This window comes from Actinophytocola gossypii (assembly GCF_025165815.1).
Taxonomy (GTDB): Bacteria; Actinomycetota; Actinomycetes; order Mycobacteriales; family Pseudonocardiaceae; genus Actinophytocola; species Actinophytocola gossypii.
The window spans coordinates 25730-39492 of the sequence record NZ_JAFFZE010000015.1; the positions used below are offsets into that span (position 1 = coordinate 25730).

The 13763-nt window shown below is 71.6% G+C and carries 16 protein-coding genes; 9 read left to right on the plus strand and 7 right to left on the minus strand.

Translation table 11 applies throughout. The features are described from left to right. The first annotated feature begins 4 nt into the window (after window positions 1–4). The 5 genes from JT362_RS18955 to JT362_RS18975 all read left to right on the plus strand — a co-directional run bounded on the left by JT362_RS18955 (window position 5) and on the right by JT362_RS18975 (window position 4313). On the plus strand, window positions 5–1327 hold the full coding sequence (locus JT362_RS18955) for a M16 family metallopeptidase (RefSeq protein WP_260192675.1): 1323 nt from the start codon (window positions 5–7) through the stop codon (window positions 1325–1327). A 2-nt stretch (window positions 1328–1329) separates the two neighbouring features. Further along, window positions 1330–2085, plus strand: coding sequence for a 4-hydroxy-tetrahydrodipicolinate reductase (dapB, locus tag JT362_RS18960; protein ID WP_260192677.1), 756 nt, complete (start codon window positions 1330–1332; stop codon window positions 2083–2085). A gap of 310 nt (window positions 2086–2395) precedes the next feature. Next, window positions 2396–2830, plus strand: a complete 435-nt coding sequence (locus JT362_RS18965; protein ID WP_260192679.1) for an RlpA-like double-psi beta-barrel domain-containing protein — start codon at window positions 2396–2398, stop codon at window positions 2828–2830. Window positions 2831–2845: 15 nt separating this feature from the next. Then, entirely contained in the window at window positions 2846–3445 is a 600-nt protein-coding gene (locus JT362_RS18970) for a cell wall protein (RefSeq protein WP_260192680.1), read from the plus strand. A gap of 61 nt (window positions 3446–3506) precedes the next feature. Next, window positions 3507–4313: a MauE/DoxX family redox-associated membrane protein gene (locus tag JT362_RS18975; protein ID WP_260192681.1), complete on the plus strand. Its 807-nt coding sequence runs from the start codon at window positions 3507–3509 to the stop codon at window positions 4311–4313. Between the two features lie 7 nt (window positions 4314–4320). Here JT362_RS18975 and JT362_RS18980 read toward each other — a convergent pair whose 3' ends face one another. Together JT362_RS18980 and JT362_RS18985 are read right to left on the minus strand one after the other, a co-directional pair. Next, the gene (locus JT362_RS18980; RefSeq protein WP_260192683.1) at window positions 4321–4839 is read right to left on the minus strand and encodes a YqaA family protein; all 519 of its coding nucleotides are present in this window, start codon (window positions 4837–4839) and stop codon (window positions 4321–4323) included. Between the two features lie 63 nt (window positions 4840–4902). Then, window positions 4903–5460: a GNAT family N-acetyltransferase gene (locus JT362_RS18985; protein ID WP_260192684.1), complete on the minus strand. Its 558-nt coding sequence runs from the start codon at window positions 5458–5460 to the stop codon at window positions 4903–4905. Window positions 5461–5531: 71 nt separating this feature from the next. On the opposite strand from JT362_RS18985, the gene JT362_RS18990 reads away from it, so the two are divergent. Beyond that, window positions 5532–6746 (plus strand): winged helix-turn-helix domain-containing protein, encoded by a 1215-nt coding sequence (locus JT362_RS18990; protein ID WP_260192685.1) that lies wholly within the window; start codon window positions 5532–5534, stop codon window positions 6744–6746. 209 nt (window positions 6747–6955) lie between these two features. Here JT362_RS18990 and JT362_RS18995 read toward each other — a convergent pair whose 3' ends face one another. The 4 genes from JT362_RS18995 to JT362_RS19010 form a co-directional block, all read right to left on the minus strand. After that, complete coding sequence (locus tag JT362_RS18995) at window positions 6956–7177, minus strand: hypothetical protein (RefSeq protein WP_260192686.1); 222 nt, start codon at window positions 7175–7177, stop codon at window positions 6956–6958. Continuing rightward, the gene (locus tag JT362_RS19000) at window positions 7158–8132 is read right to left on the minus strand and encodes a trypsin-like serine peptidase (RefSeq protein ID WP_260192687.1); all 975 of its coding nucleotides are present in this window, start codon (window positions 8130–8132) and stop codon (window positions 7158–7160) included. The genes JT362_RS18995 and JT362_RS19000 overlap by 20 nt, the downstream gene beginning before the upstream one ends. 419 nt (window positions 8133–8551) lie before the next feature. Then, window positions 8552–9454, minus strand: a complete 903-nt coding sequence (locus JT362_RS19005) for a DUF4097 family beta strand repeat-containing protein (RefSeq protein ID WP_260192688.1) — start codon at window positions 9452–9454, stop codon at window positions 8552–8554. 5 nt (window positions 9455–9459) lie between these two features. Then, window positions 9460–10014: a toxin-antitoxin system HicB family antitoxin gene (locus JT362_RS19010; RefSeq protein WP_260192689.1), complete on the minus strand. Its 555-nt coding sequence runs from the start codon at window positions 10012–10014 to the stop codon at window positions 9460–9462. Window positions 10015–10112: 98 nt separating this feature from the next. Between JT362_RS19010 and thyX the strand changes: the two genes are divergently transcribed. Together thyX and JT362_RS19020 are read left to right on the plus strand one after the other, a co-directional pair. Continuing rightward, on the plus strand, window positions 10113–10865 hold the full coding sequence (gene thyX, locus JT362_RS19015; RefSeq protein WP_260192691.1) for an FAD-dependent thymidylate synthase: 753 nt from the start codon (window positions 10113–10115) through the stop codon (window positions 10863–10865). A gap of 4 nt (window positions 10866–10869) precedes the next feature. After that, complete coding sequence (locus JT362_RS19020) at window positions 10870–11256, plus strand: ACT domain-containing protein (protein WP_260192693.1); 387 nt, start codon at window positions 10870–10872, stop codon at window positions 11254–11256. On the opposite strand, the gene JT362_RS19025 is transcribed toward JT362_RS19020, so the two are convergent. Further along, window positions 11253–12269, minus strand: a complete 1017-nt coding sequence (locus JT362_RS19025) for a DNA polymerase IV (RefSeq protein ID WP_260192694.1) — start codon at window positions 12267–12269, stop codon at window positions 11253–11255. The genes JT362_RS19020 and JT362_RS19025 overlap by 4 nt on opposite strands. A 33-nt stretch (window positions 12270–12302) precedes the next feature. On the opposite strand from JT362_RS19025, the gene JT362_RS19030 reads away from it, so the two are divergent. Beyond that, the gene (locus JT362_RS19030; RefSeq protein ID WP_260192695.1) at window positions 12303–13757 is read left to right on the plus strand and encodes a serine/threonine-protein kinase; all 1455 of its coding nucleotides are present in this window, start codon (window positions 12303–12305) and stop codon (window positions 13755–13757) included. Window positions 13758–13763 lie beyond the last annotated feature (6 nt).

Sequence of the window (13763 nt, forward strand, 5' to 3'; positions counted from 1 at the left end):
TTCGTTGGCACCGAGCAACACGAGCACCCGGGTCCTGGAGCGGACCGACGGCGGCAGCGTGGTGAAGCGCACCGTCCTGCCCGGCGGCCTGCGGGTGATCACCGAGCAGGTCCCGGGTGTCCGTTCGGCCTCGGTCGGAATCTGGGTCGGGGTCGGCTCCCGCGACGAGCAGCAGTCCGTCGCGGGGGCCGCCCACTACCTGGAGCACCTGCTGTTCAAGGGCACCGGGCGGCGCTCTGCGGTGGCGATCGCCGAGGAGATCGACGCGGTCGGCGGCGAGCTCAACGCGTTCACCGCCAAGGAGCACACCTGCTACTACGCGCACGTGCTCGACGAGGACCTGCCGCTGGCCATGGACCTGGTGTCCGACGTGGTCTTCGACGCCCTGCTGGCCACACAGGACATGGAGACCGAGCGCGGCGTGGTCCTCGAGGAGATCGCCATGCGCGACGACGACCCCGAGGACCTGCTGCACGACACGTTCGTCGAGGCGCTGCTCACCGACCACCCGCTCGGCCGCCCGGTGCTCGGCACCGAGCAGTCGATCTCCTCGATGAGCCGGACCGCGTTGCACGGTTTCTACAAGCGCCGCTACACCATGCCGAAGATGGTGCTCGCCGCGGCCGGCAACATCAGTCACGGCGAGGTGCTGCGGCACGCGCGCCGGCTGCTGCGCGACCGCCTGGTCGGCGACCGGCCGCCGGGCACCCCGCGCACCGGCCGCGCCCGGCTCGCGAAGCCGAGGAAGCTGGTCCTGCACACCGACGACACCGAGCAGGCGCACCTGATGCTCGGGGTCCGGGCGCTCGACCGGCACGACGAGCGCCGGTGGGTGCTCAGCGTGCTGAACGCGGCGCTGGGCGGCGGCATGAGCTCGCGGCTGTTCCAGGAGGTCCGGGAGCGGCGCGGCCTGGCGTACCAGGTGTACTCGTCGGTCGCGTCCTACGCCGACACCGGGCACCTGTCGGTCTACGCGGGCTGCCAGCCGGACCGGCTCGGCTCGGTGGCCGGCGTCGTGCACGAGGTGCTCGGCGACGTCGCCCGGGACGGTCTGTCCGACGGCGAGGTGGCGCGGGCGAAGGGTCAGCTGCGCGGCGGGCTCGTGCTCGGCCTGGAGGACACCAGCTCGCGGATGTCGCGGATCGGCAAGGGCGAGCTGTCCTACGGCGAGTACCTGACCGTCGAGCAGACGCTGGCCAGGATCGACGCGGTCACCGGTGACGAGGTCGCCGCGTTGGCCCGGCAACTGCTGGCGCGTCCGGTCGCCACCGCGCTCGTCGGGCCCTACGCTCACCCCGACGACGTGCCGGCCGAAGTGGTGAGGTGAGGATGGCCTCGGAACCGATCCGGGTCGCGGTGCTCGGTGCGCGCGGGCGGATGGGCGCGGAGGTCTGCCGCGCCGTCGAGGCCGCGGCGGACCTGGAGGTCGTCGCCAGGATCGACGCCGGCGACTGGCTGTTCGACGTCGCCGACGCCGGCGCGCAGGTCGTGGTCGACTTCACCCACCCGGACGTCGTCATGGACAACATCCGGTTCTGCGTGGACCAGGGCATCAGGTGTGTGGTCGGCACGTCCGGCTTCGACGCCGAGCGGCTGTCCACTGTGGAGGGCTGGCTGGCGGCCAAGCCGGAGCTGGCGGTGCTGGTCGCGCCGAACTTCGCGCTCGGCGCGGTGCTGTCCATGCGCTTCGCGCAGCTGGCGGCCAGGTACTACCCGTCGGTGGAGATCATCGAGCTGCACCACCCCGGCAAGGCCGACGCGCCGTCCGGCACCGCCGCGTACACCGCCCGGCTGGTCGCCGAGGCGCGGTCGGCCGCGGGCCTCGGGCCGGCCCCGGACGCCACGACGTCGGAGGCGCCCGGCGCGCGCGGCGCCCTGGTCGACGACGTGCGGGTGCACTCGGTGCGCCTCACCGGGCTGGTCGCCCACCAGGAGCTGCTGTTCGGCGGCGAGGGCGAGACGCTGACCATCCGCCACGACTCCCTGGACCGGGCGTCGTTCATGCCCGGCGTGCTGCTGGGCGTCCGCGAGATCATGGGCCGGCGCGGCCTGACCGTCGGGCTGGAGAACCTGCTGACGCTCTGAGCGCGTGAAACGTTTCTACTGGGAAAACGTCACCCGGTTTGCGCCGTTTGCGATGCAACGCTACTCCGCTTGGCTGGTGTGATCAGACGGTCACGCAAGTAGCGTCAGCACCCGTCAGAGGCTAACCAACTCCCGTCTGTTCGTGCGAAAGTCCCACCCTGCCATCGTCACCGGGACCGCGCGCGATGAGGGCCAGACGAGAGACAGGGTGGGCTCGCGTGGTCCCCGCGCGGGCCCACCCCAGCTCGTCATGCTCTCGATCCCGCACGGGTCGGTAGCGGTGCCAGGGCACCCCCGAAGGGAATGTCCCATGGCAGCACCTCCCGACGTCGGCGCGATGGCGCCGACCACCGCCGAGACCTCGTGGTTCTGCTGCGGCGCCGGTTGGGGCCCCTGCGGCTCCGCGGGCGGCGGCGCGTGCGGCAACTGCCAGTCCGGCAGCCGGCACTGCGCCTGGCCGAACACCTCCGACGCCTGCTTCGACATCACCAGACCGGACCGCTGCGGCGACAACCTGCTGCGCCGGACCTGCGGACACACGTTCTACGTCGAGCACCTGTGCGGCACCACCGAGATCGCCGTGCAGATCGCCGACTGCGGCCCGCAGACCGACCTGTGGTGCGGCGAGCAGTCGTGCTGCTCGGGCAACTGCGCCACGAACCGCCTGCTCGACCTGACGCCGTCGGCCTACAGCGCGATCGGCAACCTGTCCAGCGGGATCATGCCGGTCCGGATCAGGAGCTGAGAGACCATGGATTCGTTGGGACGCAGGAAGTTCCTCACCGGCGCGGTGCTCGGCACCACGGCCGCCACGGTCGTCGGCGCCAGCACGATGGGCTCGTTCGCCCCCGAGGCCGCGGCGGGCCAGCGGCGTCCGCTCGACGTCGAGGCGGGCGCGCACGACCCGAACTTCATCGAGGGCCGGATCACCGGGCTGCGCAAGGGAATGCTGATGGTCACCAGCTCGGACCGCAGCATGCACCGGATCCACCTGACCGGTGCGACGAGCGTCTGGAAGCTGCGCCCGACCTCGTCGGACGCGGCGAAGGTCGGCGATGGCCTCTACGCCCGCGGCGTGCGCATGCCGGACGGCACGCTCGCCGCCGACGCGGTGTGGCTGAACATCGTGAACCTCCAGGTGCACATCACCTCGATCGGCCGGAACGTGATGCACCTCGACCACCACGGCGACCGGATCGTCGGGCACGTGGTCGCGGGCACCACCGCCGCTGTCTACAACAGCACCCCCGCGGTCAGCGACCTGTCGCTGCTGCAGGTGGGCAAGCACGCCCAGGTGATCGGCGCGTGGCGGCCGGACACCAACGAGGTCGACCTGGCCACCGTGTACGCGGCGGCCTGATCCCCGCCCGGGCCGCCGTGCCGGGCGGCCCGGGCCCCACCTCTTGTCGTGGAGGACGAACGTGATCGAGTGGTTCGCCGGCGCGCAGCAGCTCGTGTTGGCCGGGGTGCTGGTCTGGGCCGGCACGGTGAAGTTCCGGGCGACCGCACCCGAGGCGGCGCGCCGCTCGGCGTTGCGGAAGCTGGTCGGCGAGCGCCGCGTGGTGACCGCCTACCGGGCGGTGGGCACGGCCGAGCTGACGCTGGGCGCCCTGCTGCTGGCCCCACCGATGTTGGTGATCGAGTCGTACGCGGCGGTCGCCCTGTTCACCGGGATGCTCGGCTACCTGGTGTACGCGAAGCGGAAGGCACCCGAGTCCGGCTGCGGCTGCCTCGGTGACAAGCAGACCCCGATCCGCGGCCGGGCGTTCGCACGCACCGCCGTGCTGCTGGCCGCCGCACTGGCGACCCTGGGCGCCGCCTGGTGGCCCGCGGCGCTCGCCGACCGCCCGCTCGCGACCGTCGCCGTGCTGGTGGCCGAGGCGGCGCTGGTGGTGGCGTTGTCGCCGGAGCTGGACCACCGCTGGCTGCTGCCGCTGCGCCGGTGGCGGGTCCGGGTCCGCCACCCCCTGGCCACCGGTCCGACGGTGGTGCCGCTGGAGTCCAGCGTGCAGCGCCTGCAGAAGAGCGACGCCTACCGGTCGGTGGCCGGGCTCCTGCGCTCGGACCTGCTCGACTGGTGGGAGGAGGGGGAGTGGCGCCTGCTCACCTACGCCGCCACCACCTCCGACGGCCAGGTCACCGCGGTCTTCGCGGTGCCCCTGCGCGACCACGGCCCGGCCGACGTCCGCGTCGCCCTGGTCCCCGACCCGGAGCCGGCGCCCGCGTGACGCGGCGTCAGAGGATCCAGCCGGCGACCAGGGCCGGGGACGCGGCGATCGCGCTGAACCGGATGAACCGCCCCAGCAGGCCGGCCGACACGAAGGCCGACAGGCTCATCCTGGCCATGCCCGCGAGCACTGCGGTCGCCATGTACGGCGGGAGTCCGATCAGGGAGCTGACTCCATAGGTCCCGACCATCCAGCGGGGATGCCGGTGGCACTTCTCCCGCAGCGCCTCGACCCAGCCGCGGATCCGCTTGGTGCGCAGCTCCCAGCGGATCCGCCTGGCCGTCATCGGCCGCTCGGCCCTGCGGCGCCGGTGCATCCACCGGGGAAGGTGCAGCTGGCCGCGGGCGGCGTAGTAGTACACGAGCTTCCCGCCGACCTGGCCGACCGCGACCACGGCGCCGAGTGCCAGCCACGAGATGTGCGGCTCCTGCAGGGCGAGCCCGACCAGGAAGACCTCGACCGACACCAGCGGGATCAGCGCCGAGCCGAACGCGACGCCGAGGGTGACGCACAGCCACGCAACCACCAGCACAACCCCTAAGTTCGGAGACCGGCGTGAAGAGTATCTGTTATCAATACGTGTCGGAAGTCAGGCCAGTTCGATACGAAGCGTGCCCGTCAGCCTGAGCTCCCGCAGCGGCCGCCCTCCGGCGTCCAGTGTCCGGACCGTACCGTCCCGCACCCAGGACGCACGCTCGAAGAACGCCAGCGACGCCTTGTCCTGCTCCGGCACCCAGGTGATCCCGCGCGTCGCCCCGGCCGCCCGCATCGCCTCGCCCGCCATCGCCAGCAGCCGGCCGCCGTGGCCGCGCCGCCCCCACCTCGGCTCCACCAGCAGGGTGCTGACCAGCGCGACGGTCTCGACGTCCTTGGCCGGGGTGCCGGCCGCGTCGGCGGTCTCGTCCTGCGGGGCGGGTCCGGCCGCGCAGAAGCCGACCCGGTACGCGCCCTCGACGGCCACGAACACCTGGGCGGGCCCCTGCTCGATGGTCTGCCGCCAGGCCAGGGCGGCCTCGTCGTCCGAGAGCGCCTCCACCACGGCGGGCGGCAGCAGGTCGGTGTAGGCGGCGCGCCAGGTCTCGAGCTGGATCCGCGCGATCTCCTCGGCGTCGGAGGGCACGGCGGGGCGCACGGAGGCTTCGGCCATGGCCGGCAACCCTACCCGCACGATTCTGTCGGTGCGGCATGCGAGGGTGGTGCGGTGAACGAGGGACGTCGATGATCGGGGCCGAGGTGGCCCGCCGGATCGCGCTGGCCGCGCAGGGTTTCGCGGACGCCCGGCCCGGCGGCGAGGTGACCAGGCGGCACCTGCGCCGGGTGCTCGACCGCGTGCGGCTGATCCAGCTGGACTCGGTGAACGTGGCCGTGCGCGCGCACTACATGCCGCTGTTCAGCCGGCTGGGCCCGTACCCGGCCGAGCTGGTCGACGACGCCGCGTGGGCGCACTCGGCGCGGCGGCCGAGGCTGCTGGTCGAGTACTGGGCGCACGAGGCGAGCCTGCTTCCGGTGGCGGACTGGCCGCTGTTCCGCTGGCGGATGCGCGACTACGAGCGGCGGCTCGGGTCCCGCTACCGCGAGCTGTTGCGGGCGTCCCCCGGCCTGCTCGACGACGTGCTGGCCGCGGTGAAGGACCTCGGTCCGGTCGGCGCCGGCCCGCTCGAACGGGAGCTCGGCGTCGAGGGCCGCCGGGCCGCGGGCGGATGGTGGAACCGTTCGTCGGTGAAGCACGCGTGCGAGTACCTGTTCGCCGTGGGGGAGCTGACCACCGGCGCCCGCCGCGGCTTCCAGCGCCTCTACGACCTGCCCGAACGGGTGCTGCCGCCGGAGGTGCTCGGCACGCGGGTGTCCGACGAGGACGCGATCCGCGAACTGACCCGCCGCGCGGCGACCGCGCACGGTGTCGCCACCGAGCCGGACCTGCGGGACTACTACCGCATCCGCCCGCCGGAGGCGAGCCGCCGGGCGGTCGCCGAGCTGGTGGAGGCGGGGGAGCTGGCGGAGGTGCGGGTGGACGGGTGGCCCGGGCCGGCGTACCGGCACGTGGACGCACGGGCGCCGAGGCGGGTGTCCGGCCGGGCGCTGCTGGCGCCGTTCGACCCGCTGGTGTGGGAGCGGGCGCGGACGGAGCGGATCTTCGGGTTCCACTACCGGATCGAGATCTACGTGCCGGAGCCGAAGCGGGTGTACGGGTACTACGTGTTCCCGTTCCTGCTGGACGGCGAGCTGGTGGCACGGGTGGACCTGAAGACCGACCGGGCGGCGGGGGTACTGCGGGTGCGCGGCGCGTTCGCCGAGCCGACCGCGCGCGAGCCGAGGGTGGCCGCCGAACTGGCCGCCGAACTCCAGGTGATGGCCGCTTGGCTGGAACTGGACGGTGTGACGGTCGAGGACCGCGGCGCCCTGGCCCCGGCACTACGAGCCGTCCTGCCCTGACGGCCGCGAGTACGGCCCGCGACGCTCCGAACGCCGCAGCCGCGCTGATCCCAGCGAATCACCCGCATCCGCGCGGTCAACACCTCCGCGAGATCGCCGAACATGTCCCACAAAACCCGGACCCCCATGACACGTGATCACCGGGTCCCCGCGGCCAACGTCGGACGCCCACAGTCGACACCCGTCATCCGTCACGAGGTCCGGCTCCGTCACCACCCCTGCGCGCTGCTCACGCGCTCGTCCGGCCATCGTGAGGTGCTCGGTCGTTCGACGGACGTGCCGGACGTGCCGTGCTCGTTCGGTCCTGGCTGGGGCGCAGGCGCCGCGGGCCACAACGCGACGGCGGCGATCACGACGAGCAGCACCGTCATGATCGCCGCCACGACGGCGATCACGACGGTGCGCTTTCGGTCAGTCTCCTGCGGCATCATCGTAAATCGACTGTACCTTGTCGTCGAAGTAAGGACTGTCGATCCATTCGGGTCCGTCATCGGTGCCCGGCCACGTGCTGCCTACGCCGTTGACATATCCGAGCAGGGTGTCGTCGGAGTATTCCCGGAACCACGGTCCACCACTGAAACCGCCGGTCCAAGCGCAGTACAAGGTCGGCCGGTAGTCTGGAAATCCGTAGTTCGTTGTGCCTTCGCAAGTCCATGGAATCTCGCCGCCGTCGCGATTTCCCGGATAGCCGAACGTGACGGAGTCGAACGATCCCGGATAGTTGTATGAGATTCCGTTACCGCCGACCGTCTCGACCAGTAGTTGGTTGTTCTCGTTGGTGTAGGTTGTGACGATGGCGATGTCGTAGTCCCAGTCGCAGTCCGCTATCCAGGTATCGAAGGTGCGGAGCGCGCGCACCTGAAAAGTCCCGTATGGACGGTCTCCGCTCCAGTACAGGGGTACGAACTCGGCTTCGGTCATCCACGCCGCGGAGCCGGGGTTGCCGTTGCAGCCGGCCGGTCCCGTGTGCACGCAGTGAGCAGCTGTGATGATCTGGCTCAGATTTCCTGAATTGATCGCGCTCGCCGTACAGTAGCCGTCGCGTCCGGTATTGGGATTGTGCAGAAACAGCTTGCCGGTGGTGGGTGTGGCATTCGTCAGCGGAGCGATGCCTTGTGGCGCATTGGTTGGCAGCCGGGGCTCAATTTTTCCGCGATTCGCAGGCGCGTCCGGTTCCGTGCCATGGCGAGTTCCAGTGTCCGGTTTGATGTTGTCGAAAGATATCGCTGCCGCCATCCGCGCCGCGCTCCATGCGCCCTCGCGCTTGGTGATTGTCACGGACGACGTTTGATCCAGCCGTGTTGGTGACGGCTCGGCGAACGCGAGTGGCTGAAAAATGAACGAAGCAACGATGATGACGGCGCACGTGACCGCGACTCTTCGCATGATTGGAACCCCCATGACGCGTAGCCTCAAAATGAGGTTACGCCAGGTTCTCCCAGTGTGTCAACGGTTGGATATTAACGCGCGAATCCTGGGTATTGATCAGTTCGGGATATTGATCTAGTACGGCAAGCTGTGCGTCCGGTGAGCTGATCTCAGCAAACTGATCTTCGCGACACGGGTGTTTCCCATTGAGCTCAACGCGGGCGCGGACATCCCGAACAGCGGGCCGAACCGCCGCATTTGAGATCACCCGCACCCATCCATGATCAAACTACCGGCACACCGACCCAACAGCCGACCCCATCGATTTGCGAGACGTCCTTTACCGTCGGACATCGACGGTTCCGGCGGTACGCAAGAAGCCGGGCGGCGCGTTGGAGCCACGCGCCGCCCGGCTTCGTCCCCTGCTCACCGAGTGGTCAGTCAACCGCCTTCGTCACCAGGGCGGAGCCGGAGCCGGTGCGTCCGCGCAGCCGCAGCGCAGGCGCGGACTCCGGTGGGGTCGTGGTCAGGTCCAGGTCGCTGTGGGCCTCGCCCGAGCCCGACGACAGGTCGATCTCCGCGCGGCTGCCCTCGCGCACGCCGATCCGCAGCTCGCCGGAGCCTGTGTGCAGCTCCAACTGCCCGGCGGACGCGTTCGCGATCGTCAGGTTGCCGCTGCCCGTCCTGGCCAGCACGTCGCTGGTCACCGCGCCGAGCCACACGTCGCCACTGCCCGTGATCACCGTGCTCGCGCCGCCGACCGCGGAGATCTCCACGTCGCCGCTGCCCGTCTTCGCGCGAACCCCGGCGGCCATCGGGCCGAGGCGCACCACGCCCGAGCCAGTGTCGACCTTCGCCGCGGCCGTCGCCTGGTCGGCGTTGACCCGGCCCGAGCCCGTGGTCAGCTCCAGGCGACCCGCGGCACCGGAGACCATCACGTCGCCGGAGCCGGACCGCGCCGCCACGTGACTGCCGACCGGCGCCTGGACCGACACCGCGATCGCCACGTTGCGCAGGTGCATGTCCTTCGGCGTGCGCACCACCAGCCGGCCGGCGGTGAAGTCGACCCTGGTCTGGCGCACCGCCTCGGCCGGGATGCTGCCCTCGGCCTGGTCCAGGTTGCCGAACTGGTAGCCGATCCAGTTCATCAGGTTCGACACGCCCTGCGCGAACGGGTTGTCGCCGTCCTGGTCGTGCCGCACCTCCACGTGCACGCCCGGCTCGTCGACCAGCCGCACGTCGATCCGGCCCGCGCCGGTCCCCAGACTGAGCTCGATCGGGCCCTCGGCCTCGAAGCTCTGCCGCCGCACCAGTTCCTCGGTGTCCCGCGCTTCCGTCATGCCGCTCACCCCTCGTACCAGCCGTGCACCCGCGACGAGCCGGACGCCCCGGACGCACCGTCGCGGTTCTCGTGCGGCCACTCGCCCCACCGGGCGCCCCAGTCCTTGGCCCGCTGCTTCCCCTTGCCGTGCAGCGCGCCCTGCACCGCCTGCTGCACGAACGTGTTCAGCGACACGCCCTGCGCCGCGGCCGCCTGCTCGGCCTTGCTCTTCAGCTGCTCGAACAGCCGCAGCGTCATCCGGCTCATGTCGCCGGACATGTCGGCGCCATCGTGCGGCGGCGGCTGCTCCTCCGCGCGCGGCTCCTCGCGGCCGGACCCGGTGCCGGTGACGACCACCTGCACGTCCCGGCCGTCCAGCCGCACCTCCACGACGTGGTCGTCCAGCGAGGCGGTGACCTCGGCGGCCAGGTCGGACAGCGCGTTCATGATCGCGAGGCGGGCGGCGGGCTCCAGCGCGGCGGCCAGCACCGCGGCCGCGCGCCGGGTGTTCTCGTCGCCGGCGGAGGCGGCCGTGGTGAGGTCCTCCCGCATCGAAGCGACATACGGTGTGAGATCCATGATGTCATCATGACGTCACAAGTGACATCAGTCAAGGTGAAGTTGGTGTCACGGGTCGCGACCGCCGGTCGCGGACCTCGGCGGTTAGGCTGCGGGGCATGACGGAGAGGGTGTCGCCCGAGGTGCGGCTCATCGCGAAGACCGAGTTCTTCCCGCCGGCCGAGGTGCCGTGGTCGACCGACGCGGAGGGCGGCGAGGCACTCGCCGAGTTCGCCGGCCGCGCCTGCTACCAGTCGTGGAAGAAGCCCAACCCCGCGACCGCCACCAACGCCGGCTACCTGCGGCACATCCTCGAGGTCGGCCACCTGTCCGTGCTCGAGCACGGCACGGTCAGCTTCTACCTCACCGGCATCTCCCGCTCGCTGACCCACGAGCTCATCCGGCACCGGCACTTCTCCTACTCCCAGCTCTCCCAGCGCTACGTCCCCGAGCGCGACGCCGCCATGGTCGAGCCGGACGTGATCGCCAACGACCCCGTCCTGCACGAGAAGTTCGTCGCCGCCACCGAGGCCAGCGTCGCCGCCTACACCGACCTGCTCGAAGGCCTCCAGGAGCGCTTCGCCGACGTGCCCAACGCGACGCTGCGCCGCAAGCAGGCCCGCCAGGCCGCCCGCGCCGTGCTGCCCAACGCCACCGAGACCCGCATCGTGGTCACCGGCAACTACCGCGCCTGGCGGCACTTCATCGCCATGCGCGCGAGCGAGCACGCCGACGTCGAGATCCGCGAGCTCGCCGTGGAGTGCCTGCGCCAGCTGCAGAAGGCCGCCGCGAACGTGTTCGACGACTTCGTCATCTCCGCGCTCCCGGACGGCACCGAGGTCGCGTCCAGCCCCTACGTCACCGAGGGCTGAGCGGGTGCGCCGGCTCGTCGTCGAGGTCGCGCCGGGGGAGTACACGGTGCTGCGCCTGCCCGCGGGCACCCCGCCCCCGGTCGCCCTGTTCACCGACGCGCCCGGCCTGGTCTCGGTGGTCAGCGCGCCCGACGGGCTCACCGTCGTCTGCCCGACGGACCTGGCGCTCGAGGCCGACCCCCGTGAGGACGGCTGGCGCCTGCTGTCGGTCCGCGGTCCGCTGGACTTCGCCCTGACCGGGATCATGGCCGCCATCGCCGGCGAGCTCGCCGCCGCCGGGGTCAGCCTGTTCGCGGTGTCCACCTACGACACCGACCACGTGCTGGTGAAGGCCGCCGACCTGGACCGCGCGGTCGCCGCCCTGCGGGAGGCCGGGCACGAGATCGGCTAGAACTCCGCCCGCACCCCCAGCAGCCGCACCGGGCGGTCGTCGGTGAACAACGCCAGCACCGCCAGCGCCGCGCGCTCCAGCTCGTCGGCGTCGCTGGTGGGTTCGGGCAGCGTCATGCTCCTGGTGTGGGTGAAGAACGGCGCGAACCGCACCTTCACCGCCACCCGCGCCGCCGGCCGCCCCTCCGCCACCACGTCCTCGGCGACCCGCCTGGCCAGCGCCGCCACCGCCGCGCCGATCTCCGCCCGGGTGGTCAGGTCCTCCTGGAACGTGGTCTCCCGGCTGCGTGAACGCGGCACGTACGGGGTGGCGCTGACCTCCGTGCTCCCCGCGCCGAGCGCGAGCGTGCGGTACCAGGGGCCCATCGTCGGCCCGAGCCGCGCGGCCAGCACCCCCGGGTCGGCGCCGGCCAGCTCGCGGACCGTGGTGAACCCGAGCCCGGCGAGCTTGCGGGCGGTCTTGCCGCCGATGCCCCACAGCGCCTCGGTCGGCCGCTCACCCATCACCGCGACCCAGTTGTCCCTGGTCAACCGGAAGATCCCGGCCGGCTTGGCGAACCCGGTGGCGAGCTTGGCGCGCAGCGTGTTGTCGCCGATGCCGATCGAGGCGGACAGGCTCGTCGCGGCCAGCACCGCCCGCTGGATCTCGCCGGCCAGCGCCTCCGGGTCGTCGACGGACACCCCGAGGAACGCCTCGTCCCAGCCGAGCACCTGCACCACGGCGTCGAACTCGCGCAGCGTCGCCATCACCTCCGCCGACGCCGCCTCGTACACGGGCGGATCGTGCGGCAGGAACACCGCGTCCGGGCAGCGCCTGGCCGCCAGCCGCAGCGGCATCCCGGAGTCGACGCCGAACGCGCGCGCCTCGTAGGACGCCGTCGCCACCACGGCCCGCTTCGTCGGGTCGCCGGTGCCGCCGACGATCACCGGCCTGCCCCGCAGCTCGGGCCGCCGCAGCACCTCGACCGCCGCGATGAACTGGTCGAGATCGACATGCAGTATCCACGTCGCCATGCCGACATTCTGGCTGGCAGTAGCATTTCAGGAGTGACCAAGCAGTCGGAGCCGACGGCGCATCAGCGGACGATCGCGGGGCGGTACGCCGTCATCCGCGAGATCGGCCGTGGCGGCATGGGCATCGTCTGGCTCGCCGAGGATCGCACGATCGGGCGACAGGTGGCGATCAAGGAGCTGCACCTGCCGGCCGGGGTGGGGTCCACCGAACGGCGGGTGCTCGAGGAGCGGGTGCTGCGGGAGGCGCGGACCGCGGGCCGGCTGAACGACCCGGCGGTGGTCACGGTGTTCGACGTCGTGCAGGAGGACGGCAACACCTACATCGTGATGGAGCTGATCGAGGCCCCCACCCTCAGCCAGATCGTCAACCAGCAGGGCCCGCTGCCGCAGGAGGCCGTCGCCCGGCTCGCCGAGCAGCTGCTCTCGGCGCTGGAGTCCGCGCACGCCGCCGGGATCGTGCACCGCGACGTCAAGCCCAGCAACATCATGGTGCTGCCCAACGGCCGGGTGAAGCTCACCGACTTCGGCATCGCCCAGTCCACCGACGACCCCCGGCTCACCACCAGCGGCATCCTCGTCGGGTCGCCGAGCTACATCGCGCCGGAACGCCTCCGCGGCTCCGAGGCCGACCCGGGTTCGGACCTGTGGGCGCTCGCCGCGGTGCTGTACTTCGCCGTGGAGGGCCATTCGCCGTTCGAACGCGCGTCCACCGCCGCCACCATGAACGCGATCCTCAACGAGGTGCCGTACCTGACGCGCTCGCACGGCCCGCTCGCCTCGGTGATCATGGGCCTGCTCAACAGCGTGCCCGACGCGCGGCTGTCCGCCACCCAGGTCCGCGGCCTGCTCGCACACGCCACCGCGACCCCGCCGTCCGGCACCCAGACCGTCGGCGTCGGTGCCTACACCGCGCCGCCGACCCAGCGCACCGACCGCGTGCGGGGACCGCGCAGGCGGAACCTGGTGATCGCCGGCCTGGTCGCCGCGCTCGTCGTCGGCCTGGCCGGCGGCTTCTTCGGCGCCCGCGCGTTGCTGGCCGAGGAGGTCGACCCGGCCAAGGGCGCGACCCTGACCTACGGCCGGGGCGGGGACATCGAGCAGTTCGAGATCGGCGACGGACAGTGCTCCTCGGCCCGGATCGAAGCCGGCCGGCAGTACCCGTCGAGCAGCCAGTCCGACTGCGACGAGCCGCACGAGTTCGAGGCGATCCAGGCCGACGTGTTCAACAACGTCGAGCTCGACCACCCCGGCGAGGACGTGCTGCGGCCCTACGCCGAGCACATGTGCGCGCTGCTGTTCGCCAGCGACCTGGTCGCCGCCGAGGACAAGGACCAGACGCTGAGCTACGTCACGCTCGTGCCCACCCCGGGTTCCTGGGCGGACGCCGGCGACGACGACTCGGAGAACGGCGGCGACCGCAGCACCTGGTGCCTGATCACCAGCCGCGACACCAGCCAGTTGGAGGGCCCCCAGCTCCGCCAGGAGTGAGCCGCC

Coding starts and splice junctions, on each gene's coding strand:
- dapB (WP_260192677.1), top strand. CDS start 1,330: ATGGCCTCGGAACCGATCCGGGTCGCGGTGCTCGGTGCGCGCGGGCGG.
- JT362_RS18965 (WP_260192679.1), top strand. CDS start 2,396: ATGGCAGCACCTCCCGACGTCGGCGCGATGGCGCCGACCACCGCCGAG.
- JT362_RS18985 (WP_260192684.1), bottom strand. CDS start 5,460: ATGGCCGAAGCCTCCGTGCGCCCCGCCGTGCCCTCCGACGCCGAGGAG.
- JT362_RS18990 (WP_260192685.1), top strand. CDS start 5,532: ATGATCGGGGCCGAGGTGGCCCGCCGGATCGCGCTGGCCGCGCAGGGT.
- JT362_RS18995 (WP_260192686.1), bottom strand. CDS start 7,177: ATGATGCCGCAGGAGACTGACCGAAAGCGCACCGTCGTGATCGCCGTC.
- JT362_RS19000 (WP_260192687.1), bottom strand. CDS start 8,132: ATGCGAAGAGTCGCGGTCACGTGCGCCGTCATCATCGTTGCTTCGTTC.
- JT362_RS19005 (WP_260192688.1), bottom strand. CDS start 9,454: ATGACGGAAGCGCGGGACACCGAGGAACTGGTGCGGCGGCAGAGCTTC.
- JT362_RS19010 (WP_260192689.1), bottom strand. CDS start 10,014: ATGGATCTCACACCGTATGTCGCTTCGATGCGGGAGGACCTCACCACG.
- thyX (WP_260192691.1), top strand. CDS start 10,113: ATGACGGAGAGGGTGTCGCCCGAGGTGCGGCTCATCGCGAAGACCGAG.
- JT362_RS19025 (WP_260192694.1), bottom strand. CDS start 12,269: ATGGCGACGTGGATACTGCATGTCGATCTCGACCAGTTCATCGCGGCG.